This window comes from Stenotrophomonas sp. STEN033, assembly GCF_056856655.1.
On record NZ_JBXFWM010000011.1, the window covers coordinates 24,102 to 44,187 of the forward strand.

General features: G+C 65.8%; 19 protein-coding genes. 10 read left to right on the forward strand and 9 right to left on the reverse strand.

Translation table 11 applies throughout. The features are described 5' to 3' along the window. Position 1: 1 nt before the first annotated feature. Genes AC1VXC_RS05900 through AC1VXC_RS05910 form a run of 3 tightly spaced genes read left to right on the forward strand, consistent with a single transcriptional unit; the run spans position 2 to position 3,250 of the window. Complete coding sequence (locus AC1VXC_RS05900) at positions 2-1,030, forward strand: SIS domain-containing protein (RefSeq protein ID WP_313494815.1); 1,029 nt, start codon at positions 2-4, stop codon at positions 1,028-1,030. Continuing rightward, positions 1,030-2,172, forward strand: a complete 1,143-nt coding sequence (gene nagA / locus AC1VXC_RS05905; protein ID WP_481538480.1) for an N-acetylglucosamine-6-phosphate deacetylase — start codon at positions 1,030-1,032, stop codon at positions 2,170-2,172. The genes AC1VXC_RS05900 and nagA overlap by 1 nt, the downstream gene beginning before the upstream one ends. Before the next feature lie 10 nt (positions 2,173-2,182). Beyond that, entirely contained in the window at positions 2,183-3,250 is a 1,068-nt protein-coding gene (locus AC1VXC_RS05910) for an acyltransferase family protein (protein WP_481538481.1), read from the forward strand. A gap of 166 nt (positions 3,251-3,416) precedes the next feature. Here AC1VXC_RS05910 and AC1VXC_RS05915 read toward each other — a convergent pair whose 3' ends face one another. Beyond that, entirely contained in the window at positions 3,417-4,637 is a 1,221-nt protein-coding gene (locus AC1VXC_RS05915) for a multifunctional CCA addition/repair protein (protein ID WP_481538482.1), read from the reverse strand. 361 nt (positions 4,638-4,998) lie between these two features. Continuing rightward, complete coding sequence (locus AC1VXC_RS05920) at positions 4,999-6,945, reverse strand: transglycosylase SLT domain-containing protein (RefSeq protein WP_481538483.1); 1,947 nt, start codon at positions 6,943-6,945, stop codon at positions 4,999-5,001. A 178-nt stretch (positions 6,946-7,123) separates the two neighbouring features. On the opposite strand from AC1VXC_RS05920, the gene AC1VXC_RS05925 reads away from it, so the two are divergent. Beyond that, positions 7,124-7,534 carry an ExbD/TolR family protein gene (locus AC1VXC_RS05925; protein WP_313173058.1) on the forward strand — a complete coding sequence of 137 codons (411 nt, stop codon included), beginning with the start codon at positions 7,124-7,126 and terminating at the stop codon, positions 7,532-7,534. Positions 7,535-7,696: 162 nt separating this feature from the next. Next, the gene (locus tag AC1VXC_RS05930; RefSeq protein WP_481538484.1) at positions 7,697-8,572 is read left to right on the forward strand and encodes an EamA family transporter; all 876 of its coding nucleotides are present in this window, start codon (positions 7,697-7,699) and stop codon (positions 8,570-8,572) included. Between the two features lie 8 nt (positions 8,573-8,580). On the opposite strand, the gene AC1VXC_RS05935 is transcribed toward AC1VXC_RS05930, so the two are convergent. The 4 genes from AC1VXC_RS05935 to AC1VXC_RS05950 all read right to left on the reverse strand — a co-directional run bounded on the left by AC1VXC_RS05935 (position 8,581) and on the right by AC1VXC_RS05950 (position 11,850). Continuing rightward, a complete protein-coding gene (locus AC1VXC_RS05935; RefSeq protein ID WP_313173137.1) occupies positions 8,581-9,318 on the reverse strand; it encodes an endonuclease/exonuclease/phosphatase family protein in 738 nt (245 codons plus the stop codon). 71 nt (positions 9,319-9,389) lie between these two features. After that, complete coding sequence (locus AC1VXC_RS05940; protein WP_313492926.1) at positions 9,390-10,208, reverse strand: thiol:disulfide interchange protein DsbA/DsbL; 819 nt, start codon at positions 10,206-10,208, stop codon at positions 9,390-9,392. Positions 10,209-10,327: 119 nt separating this feature from the next. Then, positions 10,328-10,972, reverse strand: coding sequence for a thiol:disulfide interchange protein DsbA/DsbL (locus AC1VXC_RS05945; RefSeq protein ID WP_313173061.1), 645 nt, complete (start codon positions 10,970-10,972; stop codon positions 10,328-10,330). Between the two features lie 92 nt (positions 10,973-11,064). Continuing rightward, positions 11,065-11,850 (reverse strand): c-type cytochrome, encoded by a 786-nt coding sequence (locus AC1VXC_RS05950; protein WP_313173062.1) that lies wholly within the window; start codon positions 11,848-11,850, stop codon positions 11,065-11,067. A gap of 173 nt (positions 11,851-12,023) precedes the next feature. Between AC1VXC_RS05950 and yihA the strand changes: the two genes are divergently transcribed. Continuing rightward, positions 12,024-12,665, forward strand: a complete 642-nt coding sequence (gene yihA / locus AC1VXC_RS05955; RefSeq protein WP_313173063.1) for a ribosome biogenesis GTP-binding protein YihA/YsxC — start codon at positions 12,024-12,026, stop codon at positions 12,663-12,665. Between the two features lie 365 nt (positions 12,666-13,030). Here yihA and AC1VXC_RS05960 read toward each other — a convergent pair whose 3' ends face one another. The 3 genes from AC1VXC_RS05960 to AC1VXC_RS05970 all read right to left on the reverse strand — a co-directional run bounded on the left by AC1VXC_RS05960 (position 13,031) and on the right by AC1VXC_RS05970 (position 15,642). Beyond that, on the reverse strand, positions 13,031-14,005 hold the full coding sequence (locus AC1VXC_RS05960) for an MBL fold metallo-hydrolase (protein ID WP_313492923.1): 975 nt from the start codon (positions 14,003-14,005) through the stop codon (positions 13,031-13,033). A 101-nt stretch (positions 14,006-14,106) separates the two neighbouring features. Beyond that, positions 14,107-14,940 (reverse strand): helix-turn-helix transcriptional regulator, encoded by an 834-nt coding sequence (locus AC1VXC_RS05965; RefSeq protein ID WP_481538485.1) that lies wholly within the window; start codon positions 14,938-14,940, stop codon positions 14,107-14,109. Positions 14,941-14,943: 3 nt separating this feature from the next. Beyond that, positions 14,944-15,642 (reverse strand): VIT1/CCC1 transporter family protein, encoded by a 699-nt coding sequence (locus AC1VXC_RS05970; RefSeq protein WP_481538486.1) that lies wholly within the window; start codon positions 15,640-15,642, stop codon positions 14,944-14,946. Positions 15,643-15,845: 203 nt separating this feature from the next. Here AC1VXC_RS05970 and AC1VXC_RS05975 point away from each other — a divergent pair, with 203 nt between their 5' ends. From AC1VXC_RS05975 to AC1VXC_RS05990, 4 genes are all read left to right on the forward strand, one after another. Then, on the forward strand, positions 15,846-17,210 hold the full coding sequence (locus AC1VXC_RS05975) for a glutamate--cysteine ligase (RefSeq protein WP_313173138.1): 1,365 nt from the start codon (positions 15,846-15,848) through the stop codon (positions 17,208-17,210). Between the two features lie 131 nt (positions 17,211-17,341). Further along, a complete protein-coding gene (locus tag AC1VXC_RS05980; RefSeq protein ID WP_481538487.1) occupies positions 17,342-17,980 on the forward strand; it encodes a glutathione S-transferase family protein in 639 nt (212 codons plus the stop codon). Continuing rightward, entirely contained in the window at positions 17,980-18,444 is a 465-nt protein-coding gene (locus AC1VXC_RS05985; RefSeq protein WP_313173068.1) for a DUF6265 family protein, read from the forward strand. Before AC1VXC_RS05980 ends, AC1VXC_RS05985 begins: the two co-directional genes overlap by 1 nt. A 46-nt stretch (positions 18,445-18,490) precedes the next feature. Then, positions 18,491-20,086, forward strand: coding sequence for an AAA family ATPase (locus AC1VXC_RS05990; protein ID WP_481538488.1), 1,596 nt, complete (start codon positions 18,491-18,493; stop codon positions 20,084-20,086).

Below are 20,086 nucleotides of genomic sequence, written 5' to 3' on the forward strand. Positions count from 1 at the left end.
CATGGCACTGCCCAGTGAAACCGAAACCCTGATGTTCAACGAGGCGGCACAAAGCGCCTCTGTCATCGCCGCCCAGTTCGCACGCAACCGCGACGTGGTGCAGGCCCTGGCCGCAGACCTGCGCCAGAACCCGCCACCGTTCGTTGTCACCTGCGCACGCGGCAGTTCCGATCACGCGGCAACCTATGCCAAGTATCTGTTCGAGACCCAGCTCGGCCTGGTGACCGCTTCGGCGTCGCCGTCGGTGGGCTCGGTCTATGAAGCGCCGCTGCAGTTGCGCGGCGCGCTGTACATCGTCATCTCGCAGTCGGGCAAGAGCCCGGACCTGCTGCGCAATGCCGAAGCTGCCAAGGCTGCCGGCGCGCGCGTGGTGGCGCTGGTCAACGTCGAGGATTCGCCGCTGGCCCTGCTGGCCGAAACCGTGATCCCGCTGGGCGCCGGTGCCGAGCGCAGCGTCGCCGCGACCAAGAGCTACCTGGCCTCGCTGGCGGCCATCCTGCAGCTGGGTGCCTACTGGAAGAATGATGCGACCCTGATCGCCGCCCTGGACGCATTGCCGGCGGCGATGAGCAAGGCCTGGGAGTGCGACTGGAGCGCAGTCACCAACGGCCTGGTCGATGCCCACAACCTGTTCGTGCTCGGCCGTGGCCCGGGCCTGGCGGCAGCGCAGGAAGCGGCGCTGAAGTTCAAGGAAACCTGCGGCCTGCATGCCGAAGGCTACAGCTCGGCCGAAGTGAAGCATGGCCCGATGGCGCTGGTGGGCGAGGACTTCCCGGTGCTGGCCTTTGCCCAGCCTGATGAAACCGGCGCCGGCACCCGTGCCGTGGCCGAGGAGTTCGCCGCGCGCGGCGCGCAGGTGTGGCTGACCGGCGAGGGTGGCAACCTGCCGACCGCCGAGGCACCGCACCCGCTGTGCGCGCCGCTGCTGACCATCCAGAGCTTCTACCGCGCGATCAACGCGCTGGCGCTGCGCCGTGGCAACAACCCGGACCTGCCGCCGCACCTCAACAAGGTGACGGAAACGGTCTGATGAAAACCGCGCTGCGCAATGGCCGGGTACTTGCCGGCGAGAACTTCCGTGACGATGTCGCGGTATTGATCGAGGACGGCCGCATCACTGCGGTCGTCGCCAGTGATGACCCGGCGGTTGCCGCGGCCGAGGCGCAGGTGGACCTGGGCGGCGGTTGGCTGCTGCCCGGCTTCATCGATGCCCAGGTCAACGGTGGCGGCGGCGCGCTGTTCAACAACCAGACCGATGTCGATGCCCTGCGCACGATGGTGGCCGGGCATCGCCGCTACGGCACCACCGGCATGCTGCCGACCCTGATCAGCGACGATGCCGAGGTGATGGCGCGTGCGGTGCGGGCTACCCGTGAGGCGATCGCCGCCAAGGTGCCGGGCGTGCTCGGCATCCACCTGGAAGGCCCGTATATCGCCCCCGCCCGCAAGGGCACCCACGATGCCGGCAAGTTCCGCGTGCCCGATGCCGACGAAGTACGCATGGCCACCGCGCTGGACAACGGCGTCACCCTGATCACCCTGGCGCCGGAGCGCGTACCGCGGGAAACCATCCAGCAGATGGTCGCCAACGGCGCCATCGTTGCTGCCGGTCATACCGCCGGTACCTACGACGAGATCCGCGCCGGTCTGGATGCCGGCATCACCGGTTTCACCCATCTGTACAACGCGATGTCGCCGTTGCAGGGACGTGATCCCGGCGCGGTGGGTGCGGCGCTGGAAGATGCTGACAGCTGGTGCGGCGTGATTGTCGATGGCGTGCACGTGCACCCGGCCAGCCTGCGCGTGGCGCTGGCGGCCAAGCCGCGCGGCAAAGTGTTCCTGGTCACCGATGCGATGCCGATGGTCGGTTCGGACAACCCGACGTTCGAGCTGTATGGCGAAACCATCACCGCCGTTGATGGCGTGGTCCGCAATGCCGCAGGTGCCTTGGCGGGTTCGGCACTGGACATGATCACTGCCGTGCGCAACACGGTTGGTCTGTTGGGTCTTTCGCTGGCTGAAGCCTCGCGCATGGCATCGACGTATCCGGCGCAGTTCCTCGGCCTGGATGATCGTTACGGGCAGATCGCAGTCGGCTACCAGGCTGATTTCGTCCTGCTGGACAGCGACCTGCAGGTGCAGGCCACCTGGATCGGCGGGCAGCGCGACTGAGTTCCAGGGTATGAACAAAGCCATCCGATATGCCTCGGTGGATGCCCTGCGTGGCATCACCGTGGCGGCCATGCTGCTGGTCAACAATCCCGGCAGCTGGAGCCACGTGTACGCACCGCTGTTGCATTCGGAGTGGCATGGCTGCACGCCGACCGATCTGGTGTTCCCGTTCTTCCTGGTGATCGTTGGCGTTTCCCTCGCGCTGGGCGTGGTGCCGCGGGTGGAGCAGGGCGCTGACCGTGGTGCGTTGACGCGCACCGTGTTGAGCCGCGCGGCCCGCATCCTGGGGCTGGGCCTGCTGCTGCACTTCCTGGCCTGGTGGTGGCTGGATCTGCCGCACTATCGGCCCTGGGGCGTGTTGCAACGCATTGGACTGTGTTTTGCGTTCGCCGGCATGGCTGCCATCTGGATGAAGCCGAAGGCGCAGACCTTGTGCCTTGGCGTGCTGGTGGTGGGCTATGCGGCACTACTGGCTGCTGGCGGTTCGATCGCGCCCTGGCTCAATGTCGCCAGCCGCGTGGATACCCAGCTGTTTGGCGCGCTGCTCTACCAATACGATCCGGCAACCGGCCATGGCCATGATCCGGAAGGCTTGATGTCCACCTTGGGCGCACTGGCCTCGACCTTGCTGGGTCTGTGTGCAGGTTCGCTGTTGCGGCAACGGCCGTGGCGATTGCTGCCGATGGCGGTGCTGTTGCTGCTGGCGGGTGGCATCTGGGCGCAGTGGCTGCCCTTGAACAAGAACCTGTGGACGCCATCCTATGTGCTGTGGACCGGCGGCTGGGCATTTGCCGGGCTTTGGATGGCACACATCCTGATCGATTGCCGGCAGTGGCCGGCGCTGGGCCGTCGCTTTGGTGTCAACGCGATCAGTGCCTATGCCGGCTCCTCGGCGATGGTGCTGGCGATGATGGCCACCGGCAGTTGGGGCTGGCTGTGGGAAGATCTGTTCAATCGCTGGTTGAGCCCGCTGGCGGGCGCGCAGTTCGCCTCGCTGGTGATGGCGCTGAGCTTCGTTGCGCTGTGGTGGTTGCCGATGGCGTGGATGGACCGCCGCAAGATCTATCTCAAGATCTGAGTCGACCAGTCGCAGGCTTGTGGCAGCGGCGTAAGCCGCGAAACCGACAGTGCCGAGATCATCGGCAGATTGTGCAATTGCATGCGGCGGGTGTAGCAGTTGCATTACCAGCTTCGCGGCTTACGCCGCTCCCACAACATCCAACGGCTGCAACAGCGGCGGGCAATCAACGCGCGGCGCTGATTGCCTTGATACGTGCCTTCTTCAAGGCCTCGCCAATGGCAGGCCCCTGCAGGCCTTCGGTGGCGATATCGCGGGCATTGATCGCCAGCGCAGCCGCATGCAGGCGCAGCAGGGTGCTCCGCTGCGGGTAGTCACTGTCCTCGAAGCCCAGCCGGCCGCGCTTGTCGCATTCGCAGGCCAGGGCCATCTGTGCAATGCGCTCGGGACGGCGGAAGCCATCGCAGCGCTGGATCAGCTCCAGCACGGTGGCATCGCGCAGCTCATCGATGCGGTGCACGTTGAGGTGTTCGCGGCAGACCGCTTCGGCCAACAGCCGGTGGTCGAGCGGAATCTTCAAGCGTTCGCAGAGCGTGGCCAGAGGCTTCACGCCGCGCTGCTCATGCATGATGTGGCGCGGCAGTTCATCGGCCGGCGTCAGTGCCTTGCCAAGATCGTGGGTGAGGGCAGCGAAGCCGATCAGGTCATCGCCCGGCGCCAGTTGTGCGGCCATGTCGCTGACCATTTCCTGGTGCACGCCGGTATCCACTTCCGGGTGGAACTCGGCGCGTTGCGGTATGCCATAGAGCGCGTCGACTTCCGGCAGGATCACCGCCAGTGCGCCGGTATCGTGCAGGCAACGCAGGAACGCCGAGGGCTTTTTCATCGTCAGGCTGCGCCGCAGTTCCTGCCAGATGCGCTCGGGTACCAGTGCATCCAGTTCGCCGCTGGCGGCCATTTCGCGCATCAGCGCTGCCGTTTCTGGCGCCAAGGTAAAACCCAGGGGTGCGAAGCGCGCCATGAAGCGCGCCGCACGCAGTACACGCAGCGGATCTTCAACAAAGGCCGGGCCCACATGGCGCAGCACGCGTTGCTCGATGTCGCGCACGCCGCCCCAGGGGTCGACCAGCTCGCCGGTTTCCTCATCACGGGCGATGGCATTGATGGTGAAGTCGCGGCGCTGCAGGTCTTCTTCCAGGCTTACCGAAGGGTCGGCATCGACCACGAAGCCGCGGTAGCCACGGCCGGATTTGCGCTCGGTGCGCGCCAGTGCGTGTTCCTCACCGGTATGCGGATGCAGGAACACCGGGAAATCCTTGCCCACGGCCTTGAAGCCGTCGGCTTCCATCTGTGCCTGGGTTGCACCGACTACCACCCAGTCGCGGTCACCGGGTTGCAGGCCAAGCAGGGAATCGCGGACAGCGCCGCCGACGAGATAGGTTTTCATGCAGGCATGATAAGTCGGATGGGGTAGGGCACATGTAGTGCCGAGCCATGCTCGGCAAGGGGCTTTACAGGCAAAGGCGCAAAGCACCCCTCCCCAACCCTCCCCTTCGCTGCGCGAAAGGGCGGGAGCAGAAGCGGTAGTGCCGAGCCATGCTCGGCAGGGGCTTTACAGGCAACCGCCCAAAGCACCCCTCCCCAACCCTCTCCTTCGCTGCGCGAAAGGGCGGGAGCAGAAGCGGTAGTGCCGAGCCATGCTCGGCAGGTGCTTTACAGGCAAAGGCCCAAAAGCACCCCTCCCCAGCCCTCCCCTTCGCTGCGCGAAAGGGAGGGAGCAGAAGCGGTATGGCTCGGCTCTACAGGCGCTACTGCGTTTGCTGGCAGCTGAAGGGCTTGCGGGCGCCTTCGGTCCTGCCAACCATGCGGTCGCTCAGGGTCAGGGCGTTGTTGTTGAGGCGCCAGTCGTAGATCACGCTGAAGGCCAGCACGCGCGCCACGTACTCGCGGGTTTCCTTGTAGCTGATGGTCTCGATCCAGAAATCCGGATCGTAGTTCGGGCGCTGGCTTTGCCAGCGTGCGGTCGGCGTCGGGCCGGCGTTGTAGGCGGCGATGGTGACGTAGGGCAGGCCGTTGTACTTGTCCATCAGCTGGCGCAGATAGGCGGTACCGATGGCGATGTTGGTGTCCGAGTCATACAGGCTGGACGCACCGCCATAGCCGCTCAAACCAATGCTCTTGGCCACGCTGGCGCCGGTGGCGGGCAATACCTGCATCAGGCCCATGGCGTTGGCCGGCGAACGTGCATTCGGGTTGAAGATGCTTTCGGCGCGGATTTCCGCCGCAATCCAGGCCGGGTCCAGCGCATTGCGGGCGGCTTCACGACGGATCGTGTCGTCGTGGTGCAGCGGGAAGCGCAGGTTGTACAGGCGCATCTCCTGCGGGCCCTTCAATGCGAAGACCGCGCGATCAAACCAGCCGTTGTTGCTGGCGACTTCCACGGCAAGGCGGCGTTGGCTGTCGTCGAAACGGGATAACAGCTCCGCCCATTCGCGGGCCGCCCAGCTTGGGCGTTGGATCTTGAACAGTTCGATCGCGCGCACCAATGCCGGATCTCGTGCCACGCTGGCTTTTGCCGTTGCACTGTCCCCCGGATTCCACGGGCACAGGTTGTAGGGCTGCTTGAGTTTGTCGGCGGCCAGGAAGCCGTGGAAGGTAGGCTCGCTGGCGGCGGCGCGGTACAGCGCTGTCGCCTCGGCCGGCTTGCCGGTCTTCTCCAGCAGGCGGGCCTCGAACCAGCGCCAGCGCGAATCGTTGCGTTGGCTGGCCGGCATCTTGCGGATGGCGGCCAGTGCTGCCGGCCAATCGCCGCGTGCCATCGCTTCGCGGGTGCGCCATTCGTGCAGGCGTTCGTCATAGGCCGACTCGGGCACGGCGGCCAGGCGTCGTGCCGAATCCGGCAGGTAGGAGGCCACCGTCCACAGTGCGATTTCGTACAACACCTTGCCTTGCTGCTCGGCGTTGAGGGCGAGTGCCTGGGCGTATTGCGGCAGCTGCAGCTCGGCCGCGCCAGGGTCGGCCTTGGCCAGCTTCTGCAGACCATCAACGGCGATGCGACGGCTGCGTTCATTCTTGGGCCAGTTCAGGGCGCGTGCGTCGGGCTTGTCGACGAAGGCGGCGTAGTCATTGGCCTGGGCAAGCTCGGCGGCTGGCAGACCACGTGCGGCGGCACGCATCACTGCCGGTTGCTGTGCGTCGGCGGCAGCATCGATACGCTCCCAACGCAGCGCCGGGGGCAGGCCGCCGCGGCTGGCGAGGACTGCAAACACCGGGTCACAGCCGTCGGGCAGCGACTTGCCGGCGCTGCGCCACAAGGCCTGTGCGTCGCTGGTCCATTGCGCATCGGCCTTGCCGGTGGCCTGTCGTGCATTGAGTTCGGCACAGCGCAGGCCGGGATCGCTGCTGGTCTTCCAGTTGGCCAGCAGGGTCGGCCAGTCCTGGCGGCGGGCGAGGGCGGGCAACCAGGCCGAACGGAAACTCTCGGCCACGGCCTGGCCCTGGTAGCGCTTCAGGAAATCCTGTGCCTGCGCATTCGGCAACGTGTCGATGTTGCGGCGCAGGGCACTGAACTCCAGCCAGCCGTACAGCGGGTGATTGCGTAGCGGCGCGGTCGCGTTGGCATCGAACTGCCCGCGCTCGGCATTGTCGATGGCGGTGCGCATCGCCGTGCGTTGTGCGTCCAGGTTCTGGGCCTGGACGCAGGCGCTGAGCAGCGCGGCGAGGGTAGCCAGAGGCAGCAGGAGGATTTTATTCATGACGGAAGGATAACGGCCGCAGCGTCAACGGCAGAGCAGCAGCCCGACCCGCACATGAACAAACGTGTCGCTGCTGCGCAAACGGAAGCTGAATGGAATCCGCCGCATGGCTGGAAACGCCTGGAAGCAGGCGTAGCTTCGGTGGCGAGGCAGCCGGCCTCGCCCTGGGGGAACTGGAATGGCATTCAGTGCAGCAGGCAATACCGGACGTCCACTGGCTGATATCAACGTGACCCCGCTGGTCGACGTGATGCTGGTGTTGTTGATCATCTTCATCGTGACTGCACCGATGGTGGCGGTGCCGATCCCGGTTGATCTGCCACAACGAACCGACAAGATCGTGCAACGTGTCGAGCCTCCGCCGCCAATCGAGCTGCGGGTGGATGCTGCCGATCAGCTGTACTGGAACGGCGAAGTGCTGGCGATCGGCGACTTGCAGGCCCGCCTGCAGGCACAGGCGGATCTGCATGTCGGCAATCTGCCGGAGCTGCGCATCGATGCCTCCCCCGATGCGCAGTACCAGGTGATGGCCAAGGTGCTGGCGGCGGCCAACAACACGCATATGCAGCGTATCGCCTTCATCCAGTAGCGTGCCGCGCGTGGCAGGCATCAACCAGCCGGTGGGATGGTTGATGCCTGTCCAGCGGCGATTGTGACCGCACTGCCACGCAGGTCCGGCGGCATCATCGGATCTGGCGCCCACGGCCATTTCGCCCAAGCGTTTGCAGCAGCGGCCGAATACACTAGCGGCATGCAAAATTCCCGATTCGCATCGCTGTTGCCGGTGCTGGCGGTGCTCGGCTCGGTGACCTCGTTGTCGATCGGCACGTCCTACGCCAAGAACCTGTTCCCCCTCATTGGTGCGCAAGGCACCAGTGCGTTGCGCGTGGGCTTTTCGGCGCTGTTCCTGTTGCTGCTGTGGCGGCCATGGCGCTGGCATACCAGTCGCGCCGATGGTGCCGCGATCCTGCGCTATGGGCTGACGCTGGGGTTGATGAACCTGTTGTTCTACATGGCGCTGCGCACGATCCCGTTCGGTATTGCCGTTGCCATCGAGTTCACCGGTCCGCTGGCGGTGGCGATGTTCTCCTCGCGGCGGCCGATCGATTTCGTATGGGTCGGTTGCGCGCTGATGGGGCTGGTGCTGCTGTTGCCGCTCGATGGCGGCCAGGCGCTGGATCCGGTCGGGGTCATGTATGCGCTGGGTGCGGCGTTGTGCTGGGCGCTTTACATCATCTACGGCAAGCGTACCGGCCATCTGCATGCCGGCCACAGTGTGTCCCTGGGCTTGCTGGCAGCGTCGCTGGTGGTGGTGCCGGTAGGCGTGGCACACGCGGGCATGGCGCTGCTGGAGCCGAAGATCCTGCTGGCTGGTTTCGGGGTGGCGGTGGTATCCAGTGCCATCCCGATGTCGTTGGAAATGATGGCGCTCAAGCGCCTGCCCAAGGAGACCTTCGGCATCCTGATCAGCATGGAGCCGGCGGTAGCGGCGCTATGGGCGTTGCTTTTGCTGCACGAACATCTCAGCGGCCTGCAGTGGCTGGCGATCGGCTGCACGGTGCTGGCATCGGCGGGCAGCACCCTGACCGCGCGGCGGCGACCGCCGCCGGCGGTAGCCGCGGACTGAGGCGGGGCTTAGCGCAGGCTGTTGGCGGGGACGTCGACTTCCATTTCCACCGCCAGATGGTCCGAATACGCGGCGGCAACGGCGCGCGTGTCGAGCATCTTCATGGTGTCGGAAATCAGGATGTGATCGATGGCGCGGTCCGGTCCCCAACTGGGGAAGGTCGGTACCAGGCAGCTCGGCGGCTGCAGCCGGGTCTTGTGGTACAGCACGCGCATTTCCGGGCGGTCAGCCTTGCAGTTGAAGTCGCCCATCAAGACGGCGTTGGGGTAGTCGGCCAGCACGTCGGAGATGAAATCCAGCTGTGACAGGCGCGAGCCGGTGCCCAGCGACAGATGTGCCACCGCCACGGTCAGGCCCTCGGGACCATCGCCATAACGGGCGACCAGCAGGCCGCGGCCACCGATGCGGCCGGGCAGGGCGTGGTCCTGTACTTCCACCGGCTCCAGCCGGCTCAGCAGGCCGTTGGCGCTGGAGGCCACGCCGCCCATGCGGCGGTTGGGCTGGTGCGCCCAATAGTTGAAACCGGCCCGTTCGGCCAGGTAGTGGGTCTGGTTGGTGAAGCCAGAGCGCAGGCTGCCCGGATCGGCCTCCTGCAGGCCGACGATGTCGCGGCCGCTGGCCAGTTTGGCGATTGCGTCCAGGCTGGAGCGCTTCTGCCCGGCAGGCAGCGCATGCGACCAGCTACGGGTCACGTAATCACTGTAGCGGCGGGTGCTGGAGCCGGCCTGGATGTTGGCGGTCAGCAATCGCAGTGTCTGGGTGGGGGGTTTCACGGCGGGTCGAACTCAAGGGCCTCGTTACCGAGGCCCTTGATACCTCACTTGGCGTTTGCGGCGCGTTCGCGCGCGATCAGGTGGTCGGCAATGCGGAGCATGTCCTCATAGCCCTTGCCCTTGACCAGGTACTTGCCGTTGACGATCAGCGACGGAGTGCCGGCGATCTTGCTGCGCTGGGCGAACTGCTTGCCACGGTTGACCTTGGCGGCAATGCCGAAGCTGCCCATGGTATCGGCGAAGGTCTTGGGATCGACGCCGTACTTGCCGTAGAAGTTGGCGATGTCCTGCACCGAATCGGTGCCGCGCTCGCCCTTCAGGGTCTGCTCGATGTGGATGGCGGTGTACAGCGCGTCGTGGGTCTTTTCCTGCACGCCCAGGGTTTCAGCGGCATAGAAGGCACGTGCGTAGTTGTCCCAGGTACCGCCGAAGGCGGCCGGCACGTAGACGAAGCTCACGTCCGAGGGCAGGCCGGCCTTCCACGAGCTGATCAGGGGCTGGAAGCGGGCGCAGGCCGGGCAGACATAGCCGAAGATTTCCGCCACTTCGATCTTGCCGGTTGCCGGCTGGAACGGCTGGCCACCTTCGATGGCGACATAGTCGGTGCCGGCGACCGGCTCCGGGCCGACCAGGCGTGCCTGTGCCGGGACCGGCGGGGCGACAGCGGTATCGCTGGCAGCCGCAGCGGGGGCGGTGGCTGCAGCATCAGCGGCCGGAGCCGGGGCCGGGTTTGCGGCCGGGGCGGCTTCGGTAGCGGCCGGGGTGCTTGCCGGAGCGGCGGTATCGGCAGTGCCATCCTGGGCTTTGCAGGCAACCATCAGCGGCAGCAGGGCGGTCAGGGCCAGGGCGAAGCGGATCTTCATCGGGTGTGATCTCCAGCAGAGTTTTGTTGTGGTGCCGGGCAACGAAGCCGCGGCCATCGCGCGCAGGGACGCATTATGGGCGTTGTCGGCTGAACCGGTAACCCGGTTCAGCCAGGGGATCAGCGGCGGCCGGTGCCGCGTTCGCGGGCAACCAGCGCGCTGGCGATGCGCAGGGTGTCATCAAAGGTCTTGCCCTTGACCAGATATTTGCCATTGACGATCAGCATCGGGGTGCCAGTGACCTTGACCCGCATGGCAAAGGCGCGGGCATTCTTGACCTTGTCGTCCACCTGCGGGCTGCGCAGGGCCTCGACAAAGCGCTGCGGCTGCACGCCGTACTGCGAATAGAAGGTAGCCAGCTCATCCGGCGAAACATTCTGCACCGGCAGGCTGCCCTGCACATGCAGGGCCTTGAATACGTCGGCGTGGCTGCGCTGGCGTACGCCGACCTGCTCGGCCGCATAGAAGGCGCGCGCGTAGGAATCCCAGTAACCGCCGAACGCCGCCGGCACCGGGGTGAAGCGCACGTCGGCTGGCTGTTTGGCCACCCAGGCTTCCAGCTGCGGTTCAAAATGGGCGCAGTGCGGGCAGGTATAGCCGAATACCTCGACCACCTCGATCTTGCCGGCCAGCGGCGCAAAGGGGCCCGGTTCGGCGATGAGCTCATAGTCCTGGCCCTCCACTGGTGCGGCGGGGGGGGCGGCCCAGGCCAAGAGCGGGGCGGTTGCCAGCAGCATCAGCAACAGTCGGGGGAACAGCGTCATCGTGGGGAGTCTCCGTTGGAAAAACAGACGCCGACCTTGCGGCCGGCGTGTCTGCGTGGGGCAGTGCCGGGTCGCCGGGGCGACCGGCGGGATCAGGGTTGCGCGGCGGCGGTGGCGACCGTGGCGTCGTTGGCCCGATCATGCAGGCCCTGGATGTAACTGGCCAGCGCCTGGATCTCCTGGCTGGTCAGTGCGTGGCTGATCTGGGCCATGATCTTGAACTGGGTGGCATCCGTCTCGCCGGTCTGGCCTGCCTGATAACGCTGCAGACGTTGCGCGACATAGCCGGCATGTTGGCCGCCGATATGCGGATAAGCCGGGCCGGGGTTGCCCGCGCCGGTGGGGCCGTGACAGGCGATGCAGGCCGGAATGTTGCGGCTGGCGTCGCCGCCGCGGTAGAGCTTCTGGCCGACTTCGAAGAACTTCATGCCTTCATAGGGGCCCTCGCTGACCAGCGCGTCATCGGCCACGCCGGCGCCGGACTTCTGGGTAGCGAAGAAGGCGCCGATATCGCGCATGTCCTGCGGAGTAAGCCCCTGCACGAACGGCAGCATCGCGGCGACTGCGCCTTCGTTGCGCTGGCCATTGGCGATCAGGGCCATTTCCTTGGCGATATAGCGTTCGCTCTGGCCGGCCAGGCGCGGGTAGATCTCCACCGCCGAATTGCCGTCGGCACCATGGCAGGCGGCGCAGGTGGACGCCTTGGCCTCGCCGGCCTTGGCATCACCGGGTTTGGTCTTGCTGAAGTCGATCTCCAGCGAAGCGGTCTGTACCGGCGCATTGTCCGGCACGGCGATGACCGAGCTCTGCGCAAAGGCGACGGCGGCGATTACAGGGACTACCAGTGCTGCAACGGCAAGAACACGAGCATGGCGCATGCTGAAGCTCCGTGTGGACCGGGCCGGGCGGGGCTTTCCGCCGGCATCGCCCGGATTATCAACGGCGTTTTGCGGCACGGTCAACGAAGCAGTGCAGCAAAATCGATCCGGTCGGTGGTCCCGGGACAGCGGCCAGGCCGACGCGCGGCGCCGCAACATGCGATCCTATGCACATGTCATTGCTCATCGAACGCGCCCGTTACCACCTTTCCGCCCATAACGCCCGGCAGTTGCCGCCGGATCTGGGGGCCGAAGTGGCATTTGCCGGCCGCTCCAACGCCGGCAAGTCCAGCGCGCTCAACGCGCTGACCCGCCAGAACTCCCTGGCCCGTGTCTCCAAGACCCCGGGCCGCACCCAGCAGCTCGTATTCTTCGAGGTGACGCCAGATGCGCACCTGGTCGATCTGCCCGGTTATGGCTACGCCAAGGTGCCGCTGGACCTGCAGGCCCATTGGCAGGCCTTCATCGACCAGTACTTCCGCACCCGCAATGCCCTCAAGGGCCTGGTGGTGGTGATGGATATCCGTCATCCGCTGAAGGACTACGACCGGCAGATGCTGGGCTATGCGGTGCAGCGCGGTCTGCCGGCGCATGCCTTGCTGACCAAGGCCGACAAACTGGGCCGTGGCCAGCAGATGCAGACCCTGCAGAAGGTCCGCAAGGAGCTGCACTCGATCTTTGGCGACACGGTCAGCGTGCAGACCTTCTCAGGCGAATCGCGCCAGGGCGTGGACGAAGCACGCGGCATCATCGGCGGCTGGCTGGGCTTGAATCCGCCGGCAGCGGACGATGCAGGGGACGTGGGAGCGGGGTAAGCCGCGAAGCCCAAAATGCTCGGATTGTGGGAGCGGCGTAAGCCGCGAAGCTGATGGTCTGCCAGACCTGGGTACATGCAAAACGCCGCCTTGATCAAGGCGGCGTTTTTGTTTTTGTGCTTTCCAGGTTGTTGTGCGATTCGAGGCCAAAGCCAAAGCCAAAGCTGCCCTCACCCCTACCCCTCTCCCGTAAACGGGAGAGGGGACAGCAACGGCAGCAGCAACAGCCAAAGCCAAAGCCAAAGCCAAAGCCAAAAGAAACAGCTACAGCCAAACCCAAAGCCAAAGCAACAGCTCCAGCTACAGCTACAGCTACAGCCAAAGCCAAAGCCAAAGCAACGGCAGCAACAGCAACAGCAACAGCATCACTTCAACGGCGAAAACTCGTTCGGCACCCATGCAAAGGCTTCGCCTTCGCGGCGAACATGGCCCAGGCCCGGGAACGGCAGGTGCGCACCGGCCACCCACCAGCCCTTGTCGGATGCTTCGGCCATCAGCCGGTGGCGGCTGGTAATGGCAGCGCCGCGATCGCTGTCGGCTTCGAATGCGGCCTCCGGGCGGGCGAACTGCACGGCATGGAAATGCACGATGTCGCCCCATACCAGCAGCTGTTGGCCGCTGCCACCCGCAAGCAGATACGAGACGTGGCCGGGGGTATGGCCGTGGCTGTCCAGCGCGGTGATCCCTGCCGGCAGGGGCTCACCCGGACCGAACCGGTGCAACTTGCCGGCGGCAACATAAGGCGCCACCGCCTTGCGGGCCAGGCCGAACGCGAACCGCAGTGGCTGCGGGGCGGTGGTTTCGCTGGTTGGATCGAGCCAATAGGCGGCATCGGCCTGCGACAGCCATACCGTGGCTTTCGGGAAAGCCGGCTTGCCCTGTGCATCCAGCAGGCCGCACATATGGTCCGGATGGGCGTGGGTCAGCAGCACGTCATCGACCTCGGCCGGGTCGTAGCCGGCGGCACGCAGGTTGCCCAGCACCTGGCCCAGGCCGATATCAGCGCCGAAGCATTGCGCGGTGCCGGTATCGATCAAACTCAGGTGATTGCCGCGGCGTACGAGATAGGCGTTGACCGCGGCCTGCAGGCCTTTGCCATCTTCCGGTACATATCCATGTTCAAGCAGGCGGGTGACCGCGCCGGGATCAATCCCGACCAGCTGCTGGCGTCCCAATGCCACCACGCCGTCAAACAGGGCGGTGACCTGCAGCTCGCCGATCTGCTGGTGATGGACGCCGGCAACCTGCTGTTGCACGACATGCGTGCTGCGTGCCTGCGCAACGCAACTGACGGCGAGGATCATCAAGGCCGCGAGAGGGTAATGGGGGCGGATACGCATCGGGGGTTCCTGCGAGTACGGCAGTGCCGCGGGACCCTCATGCTGCGCCGACGTGGCGCTGCGTTTCGCTCACAATGGCGCGCGAAACGCTCGCTTCGCGCTCAGCTGTTGCCGATTGCTGCTGGCTCCAACCCGTAACGCGCGGCAAACCGTTTGCTGAAGCTGGCCAATGAACGGTAACCGGCGCGTGCTGCCACGGTCTTCAGTGGCAGGCGGGTGGTATAGAGCAGCTGCATGGCATGGGCCAGTCGTGCATCAACCAACAGTTCACGGATGCTGAGATGTTCGCTCGCCAGCCGTCGCCGCAGGGTGGCGCCGCTGATGCCAAGCTGCGATTCGAAGTCCCGCGATTGCCAGTCGCGTTCCGGCTGCGCGGCAACCAGGTCGCGGATGCGGTCGCCCAGGCCGGGTTCGGGCGCAAGCAGCAGGCTGCCATGGCCACGCCGGCAGAACGCCAGCACCAGCGCGGCCAGGGCCAGCCGTGCTTCCGTGTACTGGCCGTGCTGCAAGGCCTGCCGCCATTGCAGCAGGGCGGCACCATGGGCGGCCAGCGGCAGGCGTGCCAGCGCGGGGCCGGCATCGGGCAGGGCGTCGGTCCACAAGGCACGGGCCGCAGCCAGTACTTCCGGGCAGAGCGGCACGATCGCGCTCAGGTACAGGCCGCTGTGCGGGTCCGGAATATTGACCACATCGATGCGGCTGCGGCGGGTGATCAGGAACAGGTCGCCGGGGCCGAATTCAAGTGACTGCTGTGCAGTGCGGGCCTGTTTGCGCCCCTGCAGCAGGATGGCGAGCTGGGGCTGCGGGATGTCCACCGAACTGGCGCCGTGTTCGCGGCGCGCGGTGATGCAGGCATACCCTTCGGCGCGCTGGCAGTCGACCAAGGAAGACAGCTGGGCCAGCAAAGCGGGCGTGGCGTCGCGCTCTGCGTTCATCGCTTACACCGTGATGTGGAACAGGTGGCCGATGGCTGCGGCTGCAGCCATCGCCAATGCGCCCCAGAACACCACCCGCAAGGCGCCACGCACCACGGGTGCTCCACCAGCCTTCGCCGCCAACGCGCCGGTGATGCAGAGCCCAACCAGGGTGGCGGCGGTGGTTGTTTCCGCCACGCGTGCCGGGGCAGCCAGCAATGCAGTCAGTACCGGCAGGACGGCGCCGACGACGAATGCGCTGGCCGATGCGGCGGCGGCCTGCAGCGGTCGGGCACGCAGTTCCTCGGTGATGCCCAGCTCGTCACGCGCATGGGCGGCGAGGGCATCGTGTGCGGTCAGCTGCTCGGCCACCTGCTGCGCCAGCTCGGGGCTGAGGCCGCGGCGGCGATAGATGCCGGCAAGTTCCTGCAGTTCGCTATGTGGGTCTTCACGCAGTTCGCGGCGTTCCACGGCCAGGTCGGCATGTTCGGCATCGGCCTGGGACATCACCGAGACATATTCGCCGGCCGCCATCGACATGGCGCCGGCCACCGTGCCGGCCACGCCAGTGGCGAGGATGGCCGAGGGGCTGGCGCCGCTGGCGGCCACGCCGACCACCAGGCCGGCGACCGAGACAATGCCGTCGTTCGCCCCCAGTACGGCGGCACGCAGCCAGCCTACACGCTCCGAACGGTGGGTTTCACGATGGTGGCTGCGGCTCATGCGCACAGTGTAGAGCCAGTGCAACGGCCATCGCGGAATGACTCGCAGGCGCAGTAACCGGGCCGGTCAAGTCTGCTTTTATAGGATGCTGAAAACCGCTGCCGTGACACGATGGCAATGTGTGCCGCGATATAGTGCGCCCTTGCGATGGCGGGGGCTGGCCCCCACCTTCCCGCCCTGCCCAGAATTCTGTGAGCCTGCCCTTGTCGAGCCCGAGCCACGTCGCTGATACCCCCATCACCCACCGCGACCAGTTGGTCCAGAGCATTGCCTCGGGTGAAAAGCCCAGGTCGCAATGGCGGATCGGCACCGAGCACGAGAAGTTCGGGTTTCGCCTGGATGACCTGCGTCCGCCTACCTTCGAGGGCGAGCGCGGCATCAATGCGCTGCTCAACGGCCTGACCCGCTTCGGCTGGGAGCCGGTGCAGGAGAACGGCAATACCATCGCCCTGCTGCGCGACGGCGCCTCGGTGACGCTGGAGCCGGCCGGGCAGCTGGAGTTGTCTGGCGCCGCGCTGGAAACCCTGCACCAGACCTGCGTGGAAACCGGCAGCCACCTCAACGAGGTTGCGCAGGTGGCCGGCGAGCTGCAGCTGGGTTTCCTGGGCATGGGCTTCCAGCCCAAGTGGGCGCGTGCCGACATGCCGTGGATGCCCAAGGGCCGCTACCAGATCATGAAGCGTTACATGCCCAAGGTCGGTTCGCTCGGCCTGGACATGATGACCCGCACCTGCACGGTGCAGGTCAACCTGGATTACGCCAGCGAAGCGGACATGGTGAAGAAGTTCCGCGTGTCGTTGGCCCTGCAGCCGATTGCCACCGCGCTGTTCGCCGACTCGCCGTTCACCGAAGGCAAGCCCAACGGCTACCTGAGCTACCGCTCGCATATCTGGACCGATACCGATCCGGACCGCACCGGTATGCTCGATTTCGTGTTCGAGGATGGTTTCGGCTACGAGCGCTACGTCGACTATCTGTTGGACGTGCCGATGTATTTCTCCTACCGCGATGGCATCTACCACGACGCCAGCGGACAGAGCTTCCGCGATTTCCTGCAGGGCAAGTTGCCGGTGTTGCCGGGCGCGTTGCCGACCCTGCGTGACTGGTCGGACCACACCACCACCGCCTTCCCGGAAGTGCGGTTGAAGAAGTATCTGGAAATGCGCGGTGCCGACAGTGGCCCGTGGAGTCGCATCTGCGCGCTGCCGGCATTCTGGGTGGGCCTGCTGTATGACGAAACGGCGTTGAACGCGGCCTGGGATCTGGTCAAGGACTTCAGCCTGGCCGAGCGCAACGTGCTGCGCGACGGCGTGCCGAAGCAGGCGATGAACCTGCCCTTCCGCAACGGCACGGTGCGCGACCTGGCGCGTGAGGCGCTGGCGATTTCGCGTGATGGCCTGCGCCGTCGTGCCGCGCTCAATGCCGATGGCCAGGACGAGACGCGCTTCCTGGATGTGCTGCAGGAGATCGTGGACTCCGGCAAGACCGCGGCCGAGCGCAAGCTGGAGCTGTTCCATGGCCGCTGGAATGGCAGCGTGGATCCGCTGTTCGGCGAATTTGCGTATTGATTGAAGCGGGCGATCGAGCCGAGGGTCTAGTCTTCGGGGTCGGCCTTGCTCCGCTGTCATTCCCGCCAATGCGGGAATGACAGTGCCGGCGTAATTGCTAGACTGCGGCCTCATCCCCTGGAGTCAGGCGCATGGGCAGCACGACAGAAGAAATCGTCTTCTATACCAACCCGATGTCGCGTGGCCGCATCGTGCGTTGGATGCTTGAGGAATTGGGCCAGCCGTATCGCACCGAGGTGCTGGAGTACGGCCAGAGCATGAAAGGCCCGGCGTTCCTCGCCATCAACCCGATGGGCAAGGTGCCGACCATCGTGCATCGTGGCGTGGTGGTGACCGAGGCGGCGGCGATCTGCGCCTATCTGGCCGATGCGTTCCCCGCTGCGGGGCTGGCGCCCGCCTTGGATGATCCGCTGCGCGGCAGTTACCTGCGCTGGTTGTTCTTCGCCGCCGGACCGGTGGAAGCCGCTGTCAGCGCCAAGGCCCTGGGCCTGCTTGCCCCGCTGGAGAAGGCCGGCACCGTGGGCTACGGCAGCTTCGAGCAGACCATCGATACCCTGGAGCAGCTGGCTGCATCGGCGTCGCCGTGGCTGCTTGGCGAGCGCTTCAGTGCGGCCGATGTCTATGTCGGCAGCCAGATCCTGTGGGGACAGATGTTCAAGAGCATGCCTGCGCGCGACGCATTTGCAGCTTATGGCGAACGCCTGCGCGGCCGCCCGGCCTGGCAGCGGGCAAGCGCACTGGATGATGCGCTGATCCCGCCGCGCGGCTGATGCGCAGGTCCTTGCCCTGGCTGGTCCTGCTGGTCGGTGCAGCCAGTGCCGTGACCGCCGCTGCGGCGGAACTGGCGTCGCTGGACTGGTTGCTGGGCAACTGGCAACGCACCGGCATGGCAGCAGGTACCAGCGGCGCTGAGCAATGGCGTCGCCAGGCGGATGTCCTGGAAGGCGAGGGGCGCAGCTATCGGCAAGGCGAACTGCGGTTCCAGGAGCGCCTGCGCATCATCGATGAAGGCGGGCAGCTCTACTACGTCGCCGATGTTGCAGGGAATCCTGCGCCGGTCAGGTTTGCGCTGGTGGAGCAGGGCGCGCAGTCGGTGGTGTTCGAAAATCTCCAACATGACTTCCCGCAGCGGATCGCCTACCAACGCAACGGCCGGCAGTTGACGGCTACCGCCTCCGCAGGTGAGCGTGTGCAGGTGTTCCGGTTCGAGCAGGCCGCGCAGCCGACTGACTGAGCGGCGGTCGGGGTCACGGCCCCCACGCTAGAATCCGGGTTCCGTGATGAAGGGACGCCCGGTGTCGCCATTCAACCTGTTCCAGCGCCTGTCGCAGGCGCCAACCAACCCGAAGGCCGAGCCGGTGGCGCGGACCTTCGATGTGGCCGAACTGTATGAGGGACCGGTGCAGTTGACCGGCGCCGCCGATGCCGCGCCACTGGCGCTGGACGAGAAGCTGCGGCAGGCCTACTTCTGGATCGTCAACAACGCCATCATCAGCCCGCATTACGACATCGAGTACCACGCCGGTCCATCGGCCAGCTTCAATGTGGGTGATACCCGCCGCCAGCTGACCTTGCCCTCGGCGCAGAGCTATTCCAGCTATGTGCTGCTGCCGCTGCTGACCTTCGCCACCCGCCGCAAATGCCTGTTCGTTGGCGGCCCCGGCCGCGGCAAGACCGCCAGTGCGATCCTGATGGGCGTGCTTGCCGGTTACCCGGTGCGCGAGGTGCGCCGCGCCATGCAGCACGGTCACCCGCAGATGACCATCGCCGACCTGCTCGGCAATCCGTTGCCGGCCGATCTGGTCGCCGCACAGGACATGTCGCAGATCCGCATTGCCTGGCGCAGTTGGTTGGGCATGCGGGTCAAGATCATCGACGAGTACAACCGCATCCCGACCCGCACCCAGAGCGCGCTGCTGACTGTGATGGGGGACAACTACGCCGAAGTGCTCAACCAGGTCTACGAATGCCCGGAATCGGCGTGGTACCTCACCGCCAACGACGACCGTGGCGGCGGCACCTACCAGGTGATCGAGGCGCTGCGCGACCGCATTGACGTGGTGGTGCAGGCATTGGCCTTCAACCCGCGTTTCCTGGAAGAGATGCTGCTGCGCATCGAGCAGAACATCCGTCCGGAAGAAGTGGTGCCGCGCGAGATCATCTTCAGCGAGGAAGAAGGCGAGCAGATGCTGCAGCAGATCCGCGCGGTGGAAGTGCCGCAGGATGTGCGCAGGCGCATCGAGTTCTTCAGCAGCCAGTTCGAGTTGATGGAAACCGCCGGTGCACAGTTCGAATACCTGACCAAGGACACCGTGCGCCTGGCCGGTGTTGACTGGGCCCAGGCGATTGCCGCCGATTCCGGCCGTGATCGCATGAAGGACCTGGGCTGCCAGACCCGCAATGGTTTGTCGGTGCGCAACCTGATGACCTTGCTGATGTTTGCCAAGGCACTGGCCTGGTTCCGTGGCAATGCCGCGGTCGCGCTGGACGATGTGCGCCAGGTGCTGCCGTTCGTGCTCAACGACAAACTGCAACCGGATATGGATGCGCCGTTCTTCGCGCTGCCGGAAAACGCTGCTTACCGCAGTGACCGGCTCAGCTGGCTGCGCTGGTTGCTGGACAGCTCCAATGCCGAGTACGACCGCCTGGATCTGGACCGCAACGATCCGGTCGGCGAGCTGTCCGCGCAGTTCGCGCGCGGCCTGGATGGTGTCAGTGAGCGCGAGACGCGTGCGCGTCTCACGCGCATCGAACGGCTGGTGGAGGAGCGGGTGAAGGGCCGCAAGCTCTACGGTCATCTGTACGACGACCTGCTCAAGCTCAAGTACCTGCACCAACGCTACACCAACTACCTGCATTGGCAGCAGGCGCGCTGA